Source organism: Pantoea sp. SM3640, from assembly GCF_015654165.1.
GTDB lineage: Bacteria > Pseudomonadota > Gammaproteobacteria > Enterobacterales > Enterobacteriaceae > Pantoea > Pantoea vagans.
Map to the genome: position 1 here is coordinate 308,618 of NZ_CP064872.1, position 20,463 is coordinate 329,080.

The 20,463-nt window shown below is 55.5% G+C and carries 16 protein-coding genes; 10 read left to right on the top strand and 6 right to left on the bottom strand.

What is annotated here, in order from left to right; genetic code table 11:
• The first annotated feature begins 8 nt into the window (after positions 1-8).
• The 4 genes from IV493_RS01545 to tldD all read left to right on the top strand — a co-directional run bounded on the left by IV493_RS01545 (position 9) and on the right by tldD (position 7,534).
• Positions 9-602, top strand: coding sequence for a nucleoside triphosphate pyrophosphatase (locus tag IV493_RS01545; protein ID WP_013359204.1), 594 nt, complete (start codon positions 9-11; stop codon positions 600-602).
• Positions 592-2,061: a ribonuclease G gene (gene rng, locus IV493_RS01550; RefSeq protein ID WP_003855268.1), complete on the top strand. Its 1,470-nt coding sequence runs from the start codon at positions 592-594 to the stop codon at positions 2,059-2,061. The genes IV493_RS01545 and rng overlap by 11 nt, the downstream gene beginning before the upstream one ends.
• A 132-nt stretch (positions 2,062-2,193) precedes the next feature.
• Positions 2,194-6,024 carry an AsmA2 domain-containing protein YhdP gene (yhdP, locus tag IV493_RS01555; protein WP_195857640.1) on the top strand — a complete coding sequence of 1,277 codons (3,831 nt, stop codon included), beginning with the start codon at positions 2,194-2,196 and terminating at the stop codon, positions 6,022-6,024.
• Positions 6,025-6,088: 64 nt separating this feature from the next.
• Complete coding sequence (gene tldD / locus IV493_RS01560; protein ID WP_033784121.1) at positions 6,089-7,534, top strand: metalloprotease TldD; 1,446 nt, start codon at positions 6,089-6,091, stop codon at positions 7,532-7,534.
• Positions 7,535-7,567: 33 nt separating this feature from the next.
• Here the strand turns inward: tldD and aaeR are convergent, their stop codons facing one another.
• A complete protein-coding gene (gene aaeR, locus IV493_RS01565; RefSeq protein ID WP_013359201.1) occupies positions 7,568-8,485 on the bottom strand; it encodes an HTH-type transcriptional activator AaeR in 918 nt (305 codons plus the stop codon).
• Positions 8,486-8,717: 232 nt separating this feature from the next.
• Between aaeR and aaeX the strand changes: the two genes are divergently transcribed.
• From aaeX to IV493_RS01590, 5 genes are all read left to right on the top strand, one after another.
• The gene (gene aaeX / locus IV493_RS01570) at positions 8,718-8,921 is read left to right on the top strand and encodes a p-hydroxybenzoic acid efflux pump operon protein AaeX (protein WP_003855277.1); all 204 of its coding nucleotides are present in this window, start codon (positions 8,718-8,720) and stop codon (positions 8,919-8,921) included.
• A gap of 7 nt (positions 8,922-8,928) precedes the next feature.
• Positions 8,929-9,861, top strand: coding sequence for a p-hydroxybenzoic acid efflux pump subunit AaeA (gene aaeA / locus IV493_RS01575; protein WP_013359200.1), 933 nt, complete (start codon positions 8,929-8,931; stop codon positions 9,859-9,861).
• 9 nt (positions 9,862-9,870) lie between these two features.
• Positions 9,871-11,823 carry a p-hydroxybenzoic acid efflux pump subunit AaeB gene (aaeB, locus tag IV493_RS01580; protein WP_195857641.1) on the top strand — a complete coding sequence of 651 codons (1,953 nt, stop codon included), beginning with the start codon at positions 9,871-9,873 and terminating at the stop codon, positions 11,821-11,823.
• 113 nt (positions 11,824-11,936) lie between these two features.
• Positions 11,937-13,388, top strand: a complete 1,452-nt coding sequence (locus IV493_RS01585) for an NAD-dependent succinate-semialdehyde dehydrogenase (protein ID WP_195857642.1) — start codon at positions 11,937-11,939, stop codon at positions 13,386-13,388.
• A gap of 55 nt (positions 13,389-13,443) precedes the next feature.
• A complete protein-coding gene (locus IV493_RS01590; RefSeq protein ID WP_013359196.1) occupies positions 13,444-13,713 on the top strand; it encodes a hypothetical protein in 270 nt (89 codons plus the stop codon).
• 65 nt (positions 13,714-13,778) lie between these two features.
• Here IV493_RS01590 and yhcN (IV493_RS01595) read toward each other — a convergent pair whose 3' ends face one another.
• The 4 genes from yhcN (IV493_RS01595) to argR form a co-directional block, all read right to left on the bottom strand.
• Positions 13,779-14,042 carry a peroxide/acid stress response protein YhcN gene (gene yhcN / locus IV493_RS01595; protein ID WP_195857643.1) on the bottom strand — a complete coding sequence of 88 codons (264 nt, stop codon included), beginning with the start codon at positions 14,040-14,042 and terminating at the stop codon, positions 13,779-13,781.
• 93 nt (positions 14,043-14,135) lie between these two features.
• Positions 14,136-14,402 carry a YdgH/BhsA/McbA-like domain containing protein gene (locus IV493_RS01600; protein WP_013359194.1) on the bottom strand — a complete coding sequence of 89 codons (267 nt, stop codon included), beginning with the start codon at positions 14,400-14,402 and terminating at the stop codon, positions 14,136-14,138.
• A gap of 83 nt (positions 14,403-14,485) precedes the next feature.
• On the bottom strand, positions 14,486-14,749 hold the full coding sequence (gene yhcN, locus IV493_RS01605; protein ID WP_013359193.1) for a peroxide/acid stress response protein YhcN: 264 nt from the start codon (positions 14,747-14,749) through the stop codon (positions 14,486-14,488).
• A 474-nt stretch (positions 14,750-15,223) separates the two neighbouring features.
• On the bottom strand, positions 15,224-15,694 hold the full coding sequence (gene argR, locus IV493_RS01610; protein WP_013359192.1) for a transcriptional regulator ArgR: 471 nt from the start codon (positions 15,692-15,694) through the stop codon (positions 15,224-15,226).
• Positions 15,695-16,134: 440 nt separating this feature from the next.
• On the opposite strand from argR, the gene mdh reads away from it, so the two are divergent.
• Complete coding sequence (gene mdh / locus IV493_RS01615) at positions 16,135-17,073, top strand: malate dehydrogenase (RefSeq protein ID WP_033784117.1); 939 nt, start codon at positions 16,135-16,137, stop codon at positions 17,071-17,073.
• A gap of 49 nt (positions 17,074-17,122) precedes the next feature.
• Here the strand turns inward: mdh and mscM are convergent, their stop codons facing one another.
• Positions 17,123-20,452, bottom strand: coding sequence for a miniconductance mechanosensitive channel MscM (mscM, locus tag IV493_RS01620; RefSeq protein WP_033784677.1), 3,330 nt, complete (start codon positions 20,450-20,452; stop codon positions 17,123-17,125).
• Between the last annotated feature and the right edge of the window lie 11 nt (positions 20,453-20,463).

Genomic DNA, 20,463 nt, shown 5'->3' on the forward strand with positions numbered 1-20,463 from the left:
GGAAATTTATGGTAACCCTCTATCTTGCTTCCGGTTCACCGCGTCGTCGTGAGCTGTTAACTCAACTTGGCCTGACATTTGAGCGCATCGTGACTGACGTTGAAGAACAGCGTCAGCCGAATGAAGCGGCTGAGAGCTATGTCCGCCGTCTGGCTAATGACAAAGCGCAGGCGGGCGTAAAACTGGCCGCGCAGGATCTGCCGGTGCTGGGCGCAGATACGATTGTCGTGCTGAATGGTGACGTGCTGGAAAAACCGCGCGATGCCGCCGATGCCCACGCGATGCTGCGTAAACTCTCCGGTCATACGCATCAGGTCATGACGGCAGTGGCGCTGGCCGACAGCCAGCAGGCGCTGGATTGCATCGTGACGACTGATGTGACATTCCGCACCTTAACTGAGAGCGACATCGACGACTATATCGCGACCGGTGAGCCAATGGATAAAGCGGGTGCATACGGTATTCAGGGCAGGGGAGGAAACTTTGTCCGCAAAATTAATGGAAGTTATCATGCAGTGGTCGGATTACCGTTAGTTGAGACAGCGGAACTGCTCAGCCATTTCCAGTCACTGCGTGCCGTAAGGGGTCAACATGACGGCTGAATTACTGGTTAACGTCACGCCTTCTGAAACACGCGTTGCTTACATTGATGGCGGCATCCTTCAGGAAATCCATATTGAGCGCGAAGCGCGGCGCGGCATTGTTGGCAATATTTACAAAGGACGGGTAAGCCGTGTTCTGCCCGGCATGCAGGCCGCCTTTGTCGATATTGGCCTGGAAAAAGCCGCCTTTCTGCACGCTTCTGACATCATGCCGCATACGGAATGTGTAGCGGGCGACGAAAAGAAAAATTTCATCGTGCGCGATATCGCCGAGCTGGTGCGTCAGGGACAGGACCTGGTGGTTCAGGTAGTTAAAGATCCGCTTGGCACCAAAGGCGCCCGGCTGACCACCGACATTACCCTGCCTTCGCGTTACCTGGTCTTTATGCCTGGCGCATCGCATGTCGGTGTCTCTCAGCGCATCGAGAGTGAGAAAGAGCGCGATCGGCTTAAAGCGGTGGTGGCGGATTACTGCGACGATCTGGGCGGTTTTATCATCCGCACCGCCGCAGAAGGGATCGGCGAAGAGGAGCTGGCGCAGGACGCGGCTTTTCTCAAACGTCTCTGGACCAAAGTCAGCGAGCGTAAAAAGCGCAACCAGACCCGCTGTCTGCTCTATGGCGAGCTGGCCCTGGCGCAGCGTATCCTGCGTGATTTCGCGGGCGCAGCGCTGGATCGCATTCGGGTCGACTCGCGTCTGACCTGCGACATGCTGGTGGAATTTACCGGCGAATATATCCCGGAGATGGCCGGTAAACTGGAGCTCTACAACGGTAAACAGCCTATTTTTGACCTGTTTGACGTTGAAAATGAGATTCAGCGCTCGCTGGATCGCAAAGTTGAACTAAAGTCAGGCGGATATCTGATCATCGATCAGACCGAAGCGATGACGACTATCGATATTAATACCGGTGCATTTGTTGGCCATCGCAATCTCGATGAGACGATATTCAACACCAATGTTGAAGCCACTCAGGCGATTGCGCGTCAGCTGCGACTGCGTAATCTTGGCGGTATCATCATTATCGACTTCATCGACATGAGCAATGAAGACCATCGACGCCGGGTACTCCACTCACTGGAAAGCGCGCTCAGTAAAGATCGGGTCAAAACCGGGATTAATGGTTTTTCGGCGCTGGGTCTGGTGGAGATGACGCGTAAGCGTACCCGTGAAAGCATTGAGCATGTCCTGTGCCAGGATTGCCCGGTCTGCAAAGGGCGCGGCACGCTGAAAACGGTTGAAACGGTCTGCTATGAAATCATGCGTGAGATTGTGCGGGTTCACCACGCTTATGATTCTGACCGTTTCCTGGTCTATGTTTCACCGACAGTCGGTGAGGCGCTAAAAACCGACGAGTCTCATGCGCTGGCTGAAGTTGAAATCTTTGTGGGTAAGCAGGTGAAAGTTCATGTTGAAGCGCTCTACACTCAGGAGCAGTTCGACGTGGTAATGATGTAACGTCAGCCCGTAATCGGGCTGAATAAACGCCCTTGTTTGGGATAAAATGCGTATCTTTAACGCTTTTATTCGAAGACGGTCGGGTATGAGAACCAACTATCCGTCGTTTACGGAACACAAGGAGAGGCGTGAGTGAGGCAGTTGCCGAGGATTTTGTTACTGCTGGTCGCGGCAATCATCGTGATTGTCGCGCTGCTGGTCAGCGGATTGCGTCTGGTGATGCCGCATCTCGACAGCTATCGCAACAACCTTCTGCAATTCATCTCCGACAAAACGGATGTGCCGGTCAACGCCAGCCAGTTACAGGGTAAATGGGAGAATTTCGGCCCAACCCTGCAGGTTCGTGACCTCAGCGTCGATCTGCATGAAAACGGCAAACTCACGATTAAACGTATCAATCTGGCGCTCGACGTCTGGCAGTCTCTGCTGCACTGGCGCTGGCAGTTCCGCGATCTGACCTTCTGGCAGCTGCACCTCGACACGAATCGCCCCTTACTCGACAACGACAAAGAGAAAAACAGTTTCCGTCCGGCGCAGATTAACGAACTTTTCCTGCGTCAGTTTGACCACTTTGACCTGCGCGACAGCACCATTCGTTTCCGTACGCCTTCCGGCCAGCATGCTGAGCTGGCGATCCCCCGACTCACCTGGGTCAATGAAGATAACCGCCATCGCGCCGAAGGCGAAGTCAGTCTGTCGAGCTTTACCGGTCAGCACGGCGTGGTTCAGGTGCGGCTCGACCTTAACGACAGCAACGGTTTACTTAATGACGGCCGCATCTGGATGCAGGCCGACGATGTCGACATGCGTCCATGGCTGGGCCGCTGGGTGCGCGACAATACCCGGCTGGACAGCGCCCGCTTCAGCCTGGCGGCCTGGGTTAACCTGCGTGATGGCGACATCTATGCTGGCGATCTGCTGCTGCGCAAGGGCGGCGCCAGCTGGCAGGGCGAAACCGGACGACACCGCATAGAAGTCGATGGGCTGACCGCGCATCTGTCACGCTTCCAGAATGGCTGGGTGGTCAATGTGCCGCAGACGCGGCTCAGTACTGACGGCGAGGCCTGGCCTGCCGGTCACTTCTCGCTGCTATGGCGTCCCGAAGATAAGCAGTTGCTGGGGCCGGATGGTCAGCAGGAAGTGCGGGTGCGCGCCACACAGCTGGTGCTGAGTCATATTGCGCCGATCGTTCCGTTATTTGCGCCGCTCTCTCCGACGCTGTTTGAAAACTGGCAGACGCTGCAGCCACAGGGCACCATCGATGGCCTTGCGCTGGATATTCCATTACAGCAGCCTGAAAAAACCCGCTTACAGGTGAAGTGGCGTGATTTCAGCTGGCAGCACTGGAAACTGTTGCCGGGCATCAGTCACCTGAGTGGAGAAGCACGCGGCAGCCTGAGCCATGGTCAGGTCAGTGTGGATATGGGCGCGGCAACCGTCCCCTATGGCGACATGTTCCAGGCACCCTTAGAGATTAAGCGGGTGACCGGGGCACTGCGCTGGCTTAAAGATGAACATGGCCTGACGCTGGCGGGTGAAAACCTTGACCTCGAAGCGCGCTCACTCTGGGCGCGCGGCGACTTCAGCTACCAGCAGAATAGCGGCGGCGAGCCCCGTCTGGATATTCTGGCGGGTATCCGGCTTACCGATGCGGGCGATGCCTGGCGCTACTTCCCGGTGCCGCTGATGGGTAACAGCCTGACGCACTATCTGAGTGGGGCGGTGAAGGGTGGCAGGGTGGACAACGCCACGCTGCTGTTTGCCGGTAACCCGGCGCTGTTCCCTTTCAAGCACAATGATGGCATGTTCCAGGTCTGGGTGCCGCTTCGCCAGGCGACCTATGCATTTCAGCCCAAATGGCCGGCGCTGAGCAATCTCGATGTCGACCTCAATTTCCTGAACGACGGTCTGTGGATGAAAGCGCCAGTGGCCAGACTGGGCGAAGTAGATGCTCGCAACGTCACGGCGGTGATCCCTGACTACCTGAAAGAAAAACTGATCATCGACGGGGATATCAGTGGTGAAGGCCAGCAGATCGCTGACTATTTCGATCAGACGCCGCTTAAGCCGTCACTGGGTGCCGCGCTGGAGCAACTGGAAATTAAAGGCCGTGTCGGTGGTCATCTGAATCTGGATATTCCACTGGATGGAGAGCAGGTCCACGCCCGCGGCAATGTCGATCTCAATAACAATTCGCTGTTTATCAAACCGTTAAAAACCACCATCAACAATCTTTCTGGCCGCTTCCGTTATGAGAACGGCAATCTGGCCAGTGAGGACCTGCGGGCGAACTGGTTTGGGCAGCCGATGGGCGTCCGTTTCAGCACCCGGGAGAATCCGGATGACTTTGGCGTTAACGTCAAACTTCAGGGCGACTGGCAACCCGCGAAAATCAGCCAGGTTCCGGCAGCTGTCAGCAGGCAGCTCGGCGGGCATCTGCCGTGGCAGGGGGACGTCAATATTACGCTGCCGCATCATGGCGGGGCACGTTATGACGTGACGCTGAACGGTAATGCCAAAGAAGTAAGCAGTCACTTACCTGCACCACTCGATAAAAAAGCCGGTGAGGCGATGCCAGTTGCCATTCAGGCCAGCGGCGACCTGAACCATTTCGATCTCAGCGGCAGCGTCGATGCAAACCACCGTTTTAACAGCCGCTGGTTGCTGGAGCCGACGCTGCGCGTTGATCGTGGCATCTGGCTGAATGATGCACAGAAAACGCCTGCGCTACCTGATCATGAGGGCATGGTACTGAATCTGCCCGCGCTGGATGGTGAGGCCTGGGTAGCGATGATGGCTGCAGGCGGCTCTGCGGGAGCGGGTGTGTCGGGCGGCGGGAGCGACTTCCAGACCGGTGGCGTTACACTGCCGGGTAACATTACGCTGCGCAGTCCTGCGGTTACGCTGGCCGGACAGCAATGGCATGAGGTTGAGGCGACGCTGGCACAAAGTTCAGGTGGCCGAGGTCAGGTCAGCGTCAATGCGAAAGAGCTGCGCGGTGAACTGGCGATGGCCCCCAGAGCGCCATGGCAGGTGAACCTCGATTACCTCTACTACAATCCGCAATGGGAAAACGAGGCAGGCAAGGGCGGCAAAGCGTCTTCTCAGCAAACCACAAACATTAACTTCAGTCAGTGGCCCGCCTTACAGCTGCGCTGTAAAGAGTGCTGGGTACTGGGCCAGAAATATGGTCAGGTCTCCGCGATGCTGCAGCCTAAAGGAGATACGTTAGCGCTTACTAACGGAAAAGTGGATACCGGCAGCTCGCAGCTTAAAATTAACGGTGAGTGGGTTAATCGTGCGGACGACCAGCGCACCTCGCTGAAGGGCACGCTTAAGGGGCCGAATATTAATAATGCGACCAACTGGTTTGGCGTGAATACCCCGCTGCGCGATGCGCCTTTTGATATTGCTTACGACCTGCACTGGCGCTCTGCACCGTGGCAGCCCTCGGCAGAGACGCTGAGCGGCACCCTTAAGACCCACTTTGGCAAAGGCCAGATCGCGGATGTGAACACCGGCACGGCGGGAAAAATCCTGCGACTGGTGAGCTTCGATGCGCTGCTGCGCAAGCTGCGCTTCGACTTCAGCGACACCTTTACCAACTCGTTCTATTTCGATTCGATTAACGGCACGGCCTGGATCGAAAACGGCGTCATGCGCACCGATAACCTGCTGGTGGATGGACTGGAAGCAGACATCGCCATGCAGGGCAATCTCGACCTGGTGAAACGTCAGATAGATATGGAAGCGGTGGTTGCGCCTGAGATCTCTGCCTCTGTCGGCGTAGCGACTGCCTTTGCCATTAATCCGGTGATTGGCGCGGCGGTATTTGCCGCCAGTAAAGTTCTGGGACCCCTGTGGAACAAGATATCGCTGCTGCGTTATCACATCAGTGGCCCGCTGGATAAACCGGAAATCAATGAAGTGCTGCGTAAACCGCGTGAAACAGACAACAAGTGAATTTGACGCCGTACCGGAATTACCGCAGGCTATGATTATCTGAGCACATAATGAGTGAGAAACGATGACTCTGAACCTGGTAAGTGAGCAGTTACTGACTGCTAACGGCATTAATCAGCAGGACCTATTTTCCCTGTTAGGGCAGCTTTCAGAACGTCGTCTGGATTATGCCGATCTCTATTTTCAGTCCAGCTTTCACGAATCCTGGGTGCTGGAAGACAAAATCATTAAAGATGGCTCATACCATATCGATCAGGGCGTCGGCGTGCGCGCGGTCAGCGGTGAGAAAACCGGCTTCGCCTATGCCGACCAGATTACGCTGAATGCGCTGCGTCTTTCCTCTGAAGCGGCTCGCAGCATTGTACGCGAACAGGGAAACGGCAAGGCCCATACGCTTTCTGCCGTGATGAACCGTTCGCTCTATTCGGCGGTCGATCCGCTGAGCAGCCTGACGCGTGAAGACAAAATTGCCCTGCTGCATCGCGTCGATAAAGTCGCCCGTGCGGCTGATCCGCGCGTGCAGGAAGTCAATGCCAGCCTGACCGGTGTTTACGAGCAGGTGCTGGTGGCGGCCACTGATGGCACGCTGGCGGCAGACGTTCGTCCGCTGGTTCGCCTCTCTATCAGCGTCCAGGTTGAAGATCAGGGCAAGCGTGAGCGCGGCGCAAGCGGCGGCGGTGCACGTACCGGCTATGCGTTCTTCCTTGAAGATGAAAATGGCGACGTACGTGCTGATGCATGGGCGCGTGAAGCGGTGCGTATGGCGCTGGTTAACCTCTCAGCCGTGGCGGCACCTGCTGGCGCGTTGCCGGTGGTGCTGGGTGCTGGCTGGCCTGGTGTGCTGCTGCATGAGGCAGTCGGTCATGGTCTGGAAGGCGACTTCAACCGCCGTGGCACCTCGGTGTTCAGCGGTAAAATCGGTCAGCAGGTTGCCTCTGAACTCTGTACCGTGGTGGATGACGGCACCCTCGAAGGTCTGCGCGGCTCACTGGCGGTCGATGATGAAGGCGTTCCCGGTCAGTACAACATGCTGATTGAGAACGGCGTGCTGAAAGGCTACATGCAGGACAAGCTGAATGCGCGACTGATGGGCGTCAGCCCGACCGGTAACGGACGCCGTGAATCCTACGCGCATTTGCCAATGCCGCGCATGACCAACACCTATATGCTGGCAGGCAAGTCATCGCCACAGGATATTATTGAGAGCGTTGAATACGGCATCTATGCGCCGAACTTTGGTGGCGGTCAGGTGGATATCACCTCCGGCAAATTTGTCTTCTCCACCTCAGAGGCTTATCTGATTGAGAAGGGCAAAATCACCAAACCGGTCAAAGGCGCGACGCTGATTGGCTCCGGCATTGAAGCGATGCAGCAGATCTCAATGGTGGGTAATGACCTGGCGCTGGATAAAGGCGTGGGCGTCTGCGGTAAAGAGGGTCAGAGCCTGCCGGTCGGTGTCGGTCAGCCAACCCTGAAGCTGGATAAACTGACCATCGGCGGCACCGCCTGATGTGACCTCAACAACCCGCCGCCCGGCGGGTTGTTAGCTTTTACGGTGCTGCTGATACTGTTCAGCCACCTGTTCAAAATAGTCGGTCAGATAATCGATGCAGACCTGCACCTTCAGCGGCAGTTTATCCTTCTCGGTATAGAGCGCATACACCGGACGCGGGTCGGACTGATAGTGCGGAAACAGAATATCGATCTCGCCTGCGGTGATCTCATCAATCACCCACATCATCGGCACATAGGCGATGCCATTGCCCGACTTGAGCCAGCGAATCAGCGTCAGCGAATCGTTGGTCACGAAACGCCCCTGTGGCGCGAGGCGGGTGACTAAGCCTTCTGGCGCAATCAGCTCAAAATTGTTGTCGGGCCGTACGCTATATTCCAGCCAGGAAAAATTATCGATATCGCCCGGCTTCTCCGGCGTGCCGTGCTGGGCCAGATAGCTTTTTGCGGCGCACACCACCATCGGCATCGCGCCAAGACGACGCGAAAAGAGGCTGGAATCTTTTAATGCGCCCACCCGAATCACCAGATCCAGACCATCCGCAATCAAATCCGGGGCCGGAACGCCAGTAACCAGATTCACACTTAGCCCCGGATACTCCCGCAGCATATCGCTGGTCATACCGGCTAACACATTCTGCGCCATGGTTGAGGAGCTGCCAATCCGCAACACGCCAATCGGCGTATTGTTAAACGCGTAGAGCTGTTCATGCACCTGCGTCGCTTCCGCCAGCATACGGCGGCAGCCCTGATAATAGATTTTACCCGCTTCGGTCAGCCCGATACTGCGGGTACTGCGATTCAGCAGCTTAACCTGCAATGCATCCTCCAGTTTCGCGACGATCTGGCTGATGGATGAGACGCTCAGATGGAGCTGACGCGCCGCCGCAGTAAACGAACCGAGTTCGACCACTCTGGCGAAGACAGACATACCTTTCAGTCGTTCCATTATTTACTCTGGCTTAAAAGTGATTTAGATCACATTCTGTAGAAAACTTATAGTCAGGCGCGTTATTATAAGCGCGCCGGGGTATTTCCCGGTGATTCTTCATTGCCTTAAACCCTTCGATGATACGCTATTATTAAGCCAGCTGCGGTTCGGATAGCGCTGCCAGAGGGTTTTCCTGCGACATCTGAAAAGGCAACGAAGTATCCCGGCAAGGTCGAACTAAGGATTTGTGATGAGTGTGCTTCCGGTATTTGTCATGTTTGGGCTCTCTTTTCCGCCCGTTTTCATCGAATTGATTATTTCACTGATGTTGTTCTGGTTAGTGAAACGCGTACTGACGCCGAGCGGTATCTACGATCTTGTCTGGCATCCGGCACTTTTTAATACAGCGCTTTACTGCTGTGTGTTTTACCTTGTCTCCCGTTTATTAGTCTGAGGTTGAAGTGAAAGCACTCATAAGAAAAATCGCGCGCTACGCGATCACTATTCTGCTGGTCATCATCGCAGTGGTTATCATCTTCCGCGCCTGGGTGTTCTATACCGAATCACCCTGGACTCGTGATGCACGTTTTGCAGCTGACGTGGTGGCGATCTCGCCTGACGTCACTGGCCTGATTACTGAGGTCCCGGTACACGACAACCAGCTGGTGAAGAAGGGCGATACGCTGTTTGTGGTTGACCGCCCTCGCTATCAGAAGGCGCTCGATCAGGCACAGGCGGATGTTGAATATTACCAGGCCCTGGTGAGTGAGAAACGTCGCGAAGCCGGCCGCCGTAATCAGCTTGGTACCTCTGCAATGTCGCGCGAGGCGATCGAGCAATCTAACAACGATCTGCAAACCAGCGAGCATCAGCTGGCAAAATCGGTGGCGACGCGCGATCTGGCGAAGATCGATCTTGAGCGCACCACCGTGAAAGCGCCATCCGATGGCTGGGTCACCAACCTCAACGTCTATCAGGGCGAATTTATTACCCGTGGTTCTGTGGCGGTGGCGCTGGTTCAGCAGCACTCTTTCTATGTGCTGGCTTACCTGGAAGAGACCAAACTGCACGGCGTTGAGAAGGGCTTCCGCGCGGAAGTGACGCCACTTGGCAGCAACATTGTGCTGCGTGGCACCGTCGACAGCGTCGCGGCGGGCGTCACCAACAGCAGCAGCTCGGTCGACAGTAAAGGCATGGCAACGGTAGATTCCAATCTGGAGTGGGTCCGTCTGGCACAGCGTGTGCCGGTGCGCATCCGGCTTGATCAGCAGCCCGGTAATCGCTTCCCGGCGGGAACCACCGCGACCGTGGTGATTACCGGTCAGGCCGATCGCCAGCCTGAACAGGTTTCACCCATGATCCGACTGTTCAATCGCCTGCGTGAGTTTGGTTAAGAGGGCGATATGATCGAGTTCCTGCGTTTCCCGGTAAAGCTGACCTTCGCGCTGGTGTTAGCGCTGATGGTAGGGTTTCACTTTAACCTTGAAACACCACGCTGGGCAGTCATGACCGCCGGGATCGTGGCGGGCGGCACCGCGTTTGCAGCGGGTGGCGATCCCTATTCCGGCGCACTGCGCTATCGCGGCGTTTTACGTATTATCGGGACATTCATCGGCTGTATCGCTGCACTCGCCATCATGATCGCCACCGTGCGTGCGCCGGTTGTGATGCTGCTGCTGTGCTGCATCTGGGCAGGGCTTTGCGTCTGGCTCTCTTCGCTGATTAAGGTAGAAAACTCCTATGCGCTGGGACTGGCGGGCTATACCGCGCTGATTATTGTGGTGACGGCGAACGCCAGCGGCGGTCTGACGCTGGTGCCGCAATATGCGGTTGAGCGCTGCAGTGAAATCGTACTCGGTATCCTGTGCGCCATTCTGGCCGACATGATCTTCTCGCCACGTTCGATTAAAAAAGTGATCGACGCGGAAGTTGATTCGCTGCTGGTGGCCCACTACCAGTTGCTGCAACTCTGCGTCGCCCATGGTGATAAGGAAGAGGTCGATAAAGCCTGGAGCGCGCTGGTACGGCGCACCACGGCGCTGAACAGCATGCGCAGCCAGCTGATGATGGAGTCGTCACGCTGGAAGAACAGCAACCGCCGTTTGCAGATGCTTAATACCCTGTCACTGACGCTGATAACGCAGGCTGCCGAAACCTTCCTCATTCAGAATTCCCGTCCGGACTACATTACGCCCCAGTATCGGTTGATGGTTGAAAAACCGGCCTCGACGGTTGAAGAGGTGCATAAGCGGATGAAAGTGATGCGGCGGGTGATTGGCGCTACGGGCAAAATAACGCCGGTCACGCTGGCCAGTTGGGTAGGCAGCGCCACCGAATATCTGCTGCTGCTTAAAGGCATCAAAAGCAACAGCCGGATAACCTCGCTGGAAGAGGAGATTCTGCAGCGCGAAGTGGTGATTCAGGCGCGTTCGGCTGAAACACATCATGCAATGATTAACGGCATCCGTACCTTCGTTGCAACCGCGCTGGGTTCGCTGTTCTGGCTCTATACGGGCTGGACGTCTGGCAGTGGCTGTATGGTCATGCTGGCCGTTATTACCGCGCTGGCGATGCGTATGCCTAATCCGCTGATGATGGCCAAGGATTTTCTCTACGGCATGACGGTCGCGGTTCCACTCGGGGCGCTCTATTTTATGTATGTTCTGCCCGCGACGCAGCAGAGCGCGCTACTGCTTTGCATCGCCATCGGCATACTGGGATTTATCGGCGGCATCTTCATTCAGCGGCGTCAGCTCGGCACGCTGGGTGCGTTGATTGGTACGCTTAACGTTCTGGTCCTTGATAATCCGATGGAATTTCACATTAACGTTTTCCTCGATAATGTGCTCGGTCAGGTTATCGGCTGCTTTGTCGCGATGATGGTCATTCTGCTGATTCGGGATAAATCGAAGGCGCGCACCGGCCGCAAACTGCTGAACCGCTTTATGTATGCAGCGGTCTCGGCCATGACCACCAATCAGGCGCGTCGGCGCGAAAATCATCTGCCGGCGCTCTATCAGCAACTGTTTCTGCTGCTGAACCTGTTTCCTGGCGACATCAATAAATATCGCATCGCCCTGACGCTGATTATCGGTCATCAGCGATTACGCGACGCAGAAGTGCCCGTTAACGCCGATCTCTCTGCGTATCACCGACAGCTGCGTTACACCGCCGATCGGGTGATCTCCGCCAGCAGCGACGACAAGCGCCGTTACTACTTTGAACGTCTGCTCAAAGAGCTGGATGTCTATCAGGAAAAACTGGTCCATTACGAGGCTCCTGTCAGCGTAACGGAACCGGTCAAACGACTGGCGACGATGCTGGATAAATACCAGAACACGCTCATCCAAATCTGAATCTGGCCGCTGCGACCTGCAGCGGCCTGTGCAATCCCCATCCATCACAAAATCTGTCGCTTTTGCCAACTATACTCTCCAGACGGAAGAGCAAAACTGACAGGAGCGAATCAATGAAATCACTGCAAGAGAGCGAACTGTTTCGGACCGGCTATTTAGCGGACGGCCAATGGCATCAGGCGGCGTCTACCTTTGACGTGACCAATCCGGCAACCGGCGAGGTGATTGCGCAGGTGGCAAAAGCAGGTAAGGCGGAAACGGAACAGACGATCGCCGCCGCGGAACGCGCCTTTCCCGCCTGGCGGGCGCAGACCGCAAAAGCGCGTGCTGAAATTCTCACTCGCTGGTACCAGCTGATCATTGAGAACAAGCGCTGGCTGGGCGAGCTGATGACGACCGAACAGGGCAAACCCCTGAAGGAGGCGGAGGGAGAGGTTGAATATGCCGCCAGCTTTATTCAGTGGTTCGCCGAGCAGGCGAAGAGGGCGAACGGCGAGATCATTCCGCCGGCAAAACCTGGATCCCGCATTCTGGCGACCCGCGAACCGATTGGCGTAGTGGCTGCCATTACGCCGTGGAATTTCCCGATGGCGATGCTGACCCGCAAGCTGGGTCCGGCTCTGGCGGCAGGCTGCACCGGCATTATCAAACCCGCTAATAACACGCCACTCTCCGCCTTTGCCCTGCTGGCGCTGGCGAAGCAGGCGGGCGTGCCGGATGGCGTGCTGAATGCGGTGGCGGGTGATACCCATGCCATCAGCGATGCGATCATGGCCAGCAAAGCGGTGCGTAAAATCTCGTTCACCGGCTCCACCCAGGTAGGCAAGCTGCTGATGCGTAATGCTGCCGAAACCATGAAAAAAGTGTCGATGGAATTAGGCGGAAATGCCCCATACATCGTGTTCGACGATGCCGACATTGATGCCGCGGTACAGGGTGCGATTGCCAACAAATTCCGTAATGCGGGTCAGGTGTGCGTCAGTGTTAACCGCTTCTATATTCATAACGCTGTCTATGATGCGTTTACTCAGCAACTGGCTGCCGAAGTGAACAAGCTGAAGGTGGGCAACGGCATGGACGAAGGCGTGATTGTCGGGCCATTGATTGAAGCGTCGGCGGTGGAAAAGGTTGAGCAGCACGTAAAAGATGCAGTAGCCAAAGGCGGCAAATTACTGGCGGGTGGCGAGCGACATGCGCTGGGTGGCAACTTCTGGCAGCCTACGGTCATTACCGAGGCGCATGAAGGCATGCAGCTTGCGCAGGAGGAGACCTTTGGTCCGGTAGCCGCCTGTTTCCGCTTTGATGATGAAGATGATGTTATCCGCCGCGCCAATGATACGCCATTCGGCCTTGCCGCTTACTTTTATACCCAGAATCTGCAACGGGTGTTTCGCGTTTCAGCGGCGCTGGAAAGCGGCATGATTGGCATTAACGAATGCGCCGTTTCCACCGAGCTGGCGCCGTTTGGTGGTGTGAAAGAGTCGGGTCTGGGCCGCGAAGGTTCGGTACTCGGTATGGAAGAGTATCTGGAGGTCAAAGCGCTGCACCTGGGCGGTTTGAGCTAACGGTCATGAACGGGCGGCAGAGGTCGCCCGCAGACGGAGCATGGGAGCCGTCAGCATGAAAATCGAGCGTTTTGATTTTAATGAAATAGTCGACCAGTCCCATTTCTTTCGCCAGTTCAGCGAGCGATTTGCACTGGAGGAGCGCCGCATCTGCGATCTGGATGGATTGTGGGATGTCGTGACGGGCGATCTGTTACCGATGCCGCTGGAGATTGAGTTTGTCAATCTGGGCAGGGGACAGCGACGGCGCTATGGCGCGCTGATTCTGTTATTTGATGAAGCGGAAGAGGAGCTGGAAGGCCGGCTGCACTTTAACGTCAGATAATACATCAGATGAAAAAAGGCCCCGGCGAGCGGGGCCAAAGGGTTCGTCATAGATCTGACGAGGAATTACTTATAAAGCTGTGCAGTGATGTGATAGCTATCACCGGTGCGCGCTTCAATGACTTTATAGGCGCTGGCACCCTGTTCATCCGCTTTCTGTGAAAGCTCAGCGCGGTAATCCATTGGGGATCCCCCGGTTCCACTGATGCTTACGGTGCCCACAGGCTGCAGGTTCTGCGTCTGTTCGCTGGTGACCAGCTGTGCGGCTGATGCGCCGAACGCCATAACGGAAAGCAGACTGACTGTAGCGATGGTTGTTTTGATATTCATGATTATCTCCTCAATACATTCAACAACCTGCGGTTACTCGTAAGGGCCGGTCGTCGATATTTGTTATGCGCCTTCAGGCGTCATCACGGTTAATTATTTATAAAGCTCAGCGGTGACATGCCAGGTGTTGTCCTGGTTGTTTTCGATGATGCGATAATGGCTTGCGCCCTGTGCATCCGCTTTCTCTGACAGCACCTGACGGATATGCGTCTGGTCGCCGTTACGTCCACCAATGCTGATGGTCTGATTCATGGGCTGCAAACCCTGCGCCTGTTCATTTGATACCAGGCTGGCGGCGCTGGCACCCACTGAGAACAGGGACGCCAGACTAAGAGCAGCAATCGCTAATTTCATTTTCATGGTCAACTCTCCTGAAGATTTTGCTTCGGTCCTCCGGAGCGCAAAAAGGCGCGTCAGACAGAGAGCCGCTGGCATTATTGGGTTTAGTTATACAGCGCGGCGGTAGCGTGATAATTGCCGTTGTTGTAAGCCTCGATCACGCGATAGGCTTTTGCGCCCTGCTGATCCGCTTTGTCACTGAGCTTCTGTTTGATATCCATCGGGGAACCCGCGACGCCGCTGACACTGATGGTGCCAATAGCCTGCAGATCCTGTGCCTGTGCGGCATCGATAGATTCTGCTGCTACTGCACCAAATGAGAGTGCAGAGAAAATGCTCAGGGTAGCGATGGTAGTTTTTACGTTCATAGATATTTCCTCGTCGTCTATTTTTATCTTTCTAGTTAGTGTGATTTGCATCACGAAAAGAAGTATAGAACTAATAACGAGAGAAATTAATACCCAGCTAATAATTTTTTTTTGTGATTCTTTATCCTTATGCCTACTTTTAATAACTTAACGTTATAAAAACAGCATAAAAAATAGCCTTTACGGTGATTTTAATCAGAAAAACAGTGAGATAGATCACTTTAACGTTTAGTGCGAAACTATGAGGCGTATTGGACTGGAGTTTGATCTGGATCCGGGCAATGGTGCCGGATCACTGATGTAAAGCAGTGTAAAATAGCGCAGAAGGTTAAGCAGAGTAAGCGATCTGACCAGGAGTCAGGTGTATTAAAACTGGCTTATTAGTATTAAACAGCGGGGCAGTGTGCCGCAAAACGATGGGTAGAAAGAACAAACTGACGACCCGGGGCGGGATAGCAGGCCGTCAGTCAGCGATCAGAGTTCCTGTTCAAACAGGTTGAGGATCGCGCTGTGCAGCTGCTTAACCGTAAAGTCGCGCGCACGGGTAATAAAGATCGTGTCATCGCCAGCGATCGTGCCAAGAATCCCATGTGCTTTGCCCAGCGAATCCAGCATACGTGCAATCAGCTGTGCTGCACCCGGACTGGTATGAATCACCACCAGCGCATCGTTGTAGTCGATATCCAGTACCAGGTTTTTTAACGGGCTGGTGGTGGTCGGCACGCCCAGTTCAGCGGGCAGGCAATAGACCATTTCCATCCTGGCATTACGGGTGCGCACTGCGCCAAACTTGGTCAGCATCCGCGAGACTTTGGACTGATTGATATTTTCAAAGCCCTCATCCTGAAGCGCCTGAACAATTTCGCCCTGGGAACTGAATTTTTCTTCTTTTAATAAGGCTTTGAAAGCCTTGATAAGATCGTCTTGTTTCGATGGGTTTCGCATAGGTTACCAATAAATAGAGAGAATAACCGCGCATCCGCCCGCGGCAGAGTGGTGATTATGCATTTAAATGCATTTTTATGCAATCGGTCGATTGATGAGCAGAGTTCGGGCGGCTAGCGGGCGGCGATAATAGCAAATAAATCCGCTCAGACCAAAACCCCCGTCACAGCCCCGAAAGGCGAAGGTTGCAAAGTTGTTATATTATTGGTGGTGTAGTATCAGAAGTAGTAACAGAAAACGCACATAGCCGTTCTCTGTCTGACGACGGCAAAGTTGTCGGTCATTCAGGCGCAATGATAAGTAACTTTTGAATCCGGCGAGCAAGTGTGAAAACACGTAGAATTAACAGCGGATATTTATCATCGCCTGAGCAGTTGATTAAGGTCTGACACAGATAGAATTTCGGCCCATCTCTGCCCCACCTTAATAAGGAGTTAAGAATGAAAGTTGCCGTTCTCGGTGCCGCTGGCGGCATAGGCCAGGCGCTCGCACTTCTGCTCAAAACCCAGCTTCCCGCAGGTTCAGAACTCTCACTGTATGACATTGCGCCGGTTACGCCTGGCGTCGCCGTTGATCTCAGCCATATTCCTACTGCTGTCTCTATTGAAGGTTTTAGTGGAGAAGACGCCACGCCTGCCTTACAGGGTGCCGATGTGGTACTGATTTCTGCGGGCGTCGCACGTAAACCTGGTATGGATCGCGCTGACCTGTTTAATGTGAACGCAGGCATTGTTCGTAATCTGATTGAACAGGTTGCCACAACGGCCCCTAAAGCCTTGATTGGCGTTATTACCAATCCGGTCAATACCACTGTTGCCATTGCGGCAGAAGTGCTGAAAAAGCACGGCGTCTATGACAAAAATCGTCTGTTTGGCGTGACCACGCTGGACATTATTCGTGCTAACACCTTTGTGGCCGCGCTGAAAGGCAAGCAGCCGGATCAGGTGGAAGTCCCGGTGATTGGCGGCCACTCTGGCGTAACCATTCTGCCGCTGCTGTCACAGGTCAAAGGCGTCAGCTTCAGCGATCAGGAAGTGGCTGATTTAACCAAACGCATTCAGAATGCTGGCACAGAAGTCGTGGAAGCTAAAGCAGGTGGCGGATCGGCTACGTTGTCGATGGGCCAGGCGGCCGCGCGTTTTGGTTTGTCGCTGGTACGCGCGTTGAAGGGTGAAGCGAATGTTGTAGAGTGTGCTTACGTGGAAGGCGAGGGCGAATATGCCCGCTTCTTCTCTCAGCCGCTGCTGCTCGGTAAAAATGGCATTGCTGAACGCAGGCCAATTGGCACACTTAGCGCTTACGAACAGCAGGCGCTGTCAGGCATGCTCAATACGCTGAAGAAAGATATCGCTCAGGGTGAAGAGTTCGTTAAACAGTAACTGATGGCTCAGATCTGAAATAACGTCCGGCTTTGCCGGGCGTTTTGCATTACAGGCCGCCAGATTTGTAGGCGCGGGCCGCGGGCGCACCGTTGCTGGCAGGCAGCTTCTTACCCAGCGTTTCCATGCGCATCTGGAACGGTGGGAACGGCATCTCGATACCGTGTTGCTCAAATCCGAGCAGAATCAGCTGGTGCAGTTCATGGCGCAGCGGCATACGGTGCCCCATCTCTGCAGCATGTACCCTGATCTCAAACAACTGAATCCCCTGCTGCAGATCGACAAGGAACGCTTCCGGCGGTGGCGTATCAAGCACATAACTGCAGCGCTCGGCCGCCTGCACCAGAATGGTGGTTACCTGCTCACTGCTGACTTTGGCCGGGGCAGGGATAGTGAGTACCACCCGCGTTACGGAATCGGACAGCGACCAGTTAATAAACTGCTCGGTGATAAAGGCCTTGTTTGGCACGATGATCTCTTTGCGGTCCCAGTCGGTGATCGTGGTCGCACGCGTGTTGATCCGGGTAATACTGCCGGTCAGGTCGCGGATCGTCACGGTATCGCCGATACGAATCGGCTTTTCGAACAGGATAATCAGGCCAGAGATAAAGTTGGCAAAAATCTCCTGCAAGCCAAACCCCAGTCCCACACCCAGCGCAGCAACCAGCCACTGCAGTTTCGACCATTCAATACCAATCATCGAGAAACCAATCAGCCCGCCAATCAGCAGCAGCAGATATTTGGTCAGTGTAGTAATGGCGTAACCGGTACCCGGCGTCAGATTAAGATGCTGCAACAGTGCCAGCTCAAGCAGCGCGGGCATATTGCGCACCAGCTGAGTGGTGATGATAAACACCAGAATAGCAATCAGCACCGAACCCAGGGTAATTGGCTGAATCGACTCCACGCCCTGTACAGATGTACTGACATCCCACAGCTGAATATTCTCCAGGAAGCCGAAGGCCGAGTGAATTTCTGACCACAGCACGATCACCGAGACCAGGGCAATCAGCGTCAGGATAGAACGCACCAGCCGCAGCGACTGCGCACTGATCGCATCCAGATCAATCACCGGTTCTTCGATTTCAATCGCGTCGGTATTCAGCGCGCTTTGCTCTTTTTCTTCTTCACTGCGCGCCCGGTTAGCCAGCATATCGGCACGGCGCTGACGGGCGCGGTCAAATCCAAGACGGCGACGCTGAATCAGCATCCAGCGCCGGATAATGTGATAGATAACCAGCAGCAGAAACCAGATGGCGACGGAGGTTTCCAGTCGCGCCAGCAGCGCCTGCGCGGTTGCCAGATACCCTACAGCGGAGGCGAGGGCAGCCATCAGCGGCATGGCGATCATCAGGTTCCACAGCATCCGGTTCACTATGTTCTCGCCATTTCCCTCTTTATCGAGATAGAGCGGAATACCGGACCGCTTCAGGCTGACGGTAACAATGCTGATTGCTCCGCAGATCAGGATGAAACAGAGGCGACCCAGCGACGAGGAGAACTGCCGATCTTCCAGATTGCCAAAGGCGATTAGCAGCATAATCAGCGGCACAATCAGCCCGATGCTCAGCGAGTAGTAGCGCATGGCGCGCGCCACCCGGTTCTGCGGCCAGCGGAAATGCACAATGAACAGGCCATTCGGACGGGCAAAGGCGGCGCTGATCATAAATGCCCACAGCAGCGGCAGCGTGGCGGTAATGCCATCGCCAATCGCCACGGCGATAGGGTAGGGCCAGGCGTTCTGCAGGCCATAACCCAGTGCACCCCACAACACCGGCAGCGGCAGCGCCACCAGAATCGACCAGAACACGGTACGGATGGTCAGACGGAAACGATCCTGGGTGACCTTGCCGACTTTACTGGCAGAACGTTCAAGAAAGGCATTGAAGTGGCGGCGCGAGCTGATGCTAAAGCCGACCAGCAGCAGCGCACCAATAATCGGCAGCACCGAGTTGCGGCTGGTAAACATCATCGCCATCGCTTTGCCGAGCTGACCCAGCGTATCCAGCGACAGCAGGCGGGAAAGGTCTTTAGCCAGATCCAGCGGATAACTCAGACCGATCGGACTGACGTCAGCGGTCCAGAACAGATAGCGGTGCGTCGCGTCTTTGACTTCCGTCAGCGCATCCTGCAGCTGAGTGTTGCCGACCTTGAGCTTGGTGATCTCCAGAATCAGGGTGTCACAGCCGGAGATCAGGGAATTGAGCAGTTCACGCTGGGTGCGTAGCTGCGCATCAAGAATGCGCTTCTGTTCTGCGCTGAAGGGCTGACCATCGGCCTGCCGTCCTTTGCGCAGCGTCTCCTGACGCTCCAGCAGATCTTCATAATAGAGACGCTGTACGCGAAGCTGTGCCATCTCATTATCAATCTGCTGGGACTTAGGCATCTCTGGCAGACGTGCGACCTGCGCCCGAAGCGCTTCGCCCAGCAGATTAGAGGCGCCCAGCCACTGCGACTGTTCTCTCAACGTAGAGAGCGCCTGACGGACCTGAATAATCTGATTGGTGGCCAGCCGCTGCTGCGATGCCACCAGATCCATACGCTGCGCCTGCTGATTCAGCGCAACCGAGAGTTCGCGGTTAACCCGAAACTGATCGCTGATTGCTGGTGGCAGATCGCCACTGTTTTCCGCCAGCTGTTCAGTGCGGGCCAAGGCGACTTCCGCTTCTCGTTGCCGCTGGTCATTAAGCTGATTGCGCAGTGCCTGCAGGTAGTTATCGAGCTGTGTCGCTTTACGCTGGTGAACTTCAGCCCGCATCCGCGCCAGTTCCTGACGGTTGTTAGCGGAGAGCTGGGCCAGCTCAAGTTCATCGACCAGCGCTTTATTTGCGGCGCTTTCCGCCTGACGCGCCGCCAGTTGCAGCTGGCCCTGCGGTGAACTGGTACTGACGCCCTGCAGCCGCCGTTCACTCTCCGTCATCGCCCGGCGCGCTTCGGTCTGCTGCTGCGGCAGTTGCGACAACGAATCGCTGATTTCCCGCGCCCGATCCTGCTCCTGGCGTGCCTGACGCCCCTCTTCCAGCAGCTGGCTGCTGACCTGCAGAATCTCCTGATCCAGCTCGGCGCTGCTCATGTTGCTGCGTACGGTTTTTCCGCTGTCGCTCAGCGCGGCGATCTGCTGACGCAGTTCGCGCGCCAGACGCGGAAAGTCATCAATCACCTGCTGATATTGCGCCGCGCGCTCCAGCGAGTCATCGCGTTCAGAGAGGAAGTTCAAGGCAGCTTCAATCGTCTGGATCTGTTCCGCCTGGGATGGAGAACTTTTGGCCGATTTTATCTCTTCCAGCTGCTGTTTGAGCTGGCTGGCGTCAGGAAGGCTGGCCGCGAAGGCCGGGCTGCTGAGCCACAGGCTCAGCAGCAGGAGGAGAATCGAACGCACAGAGGACACTC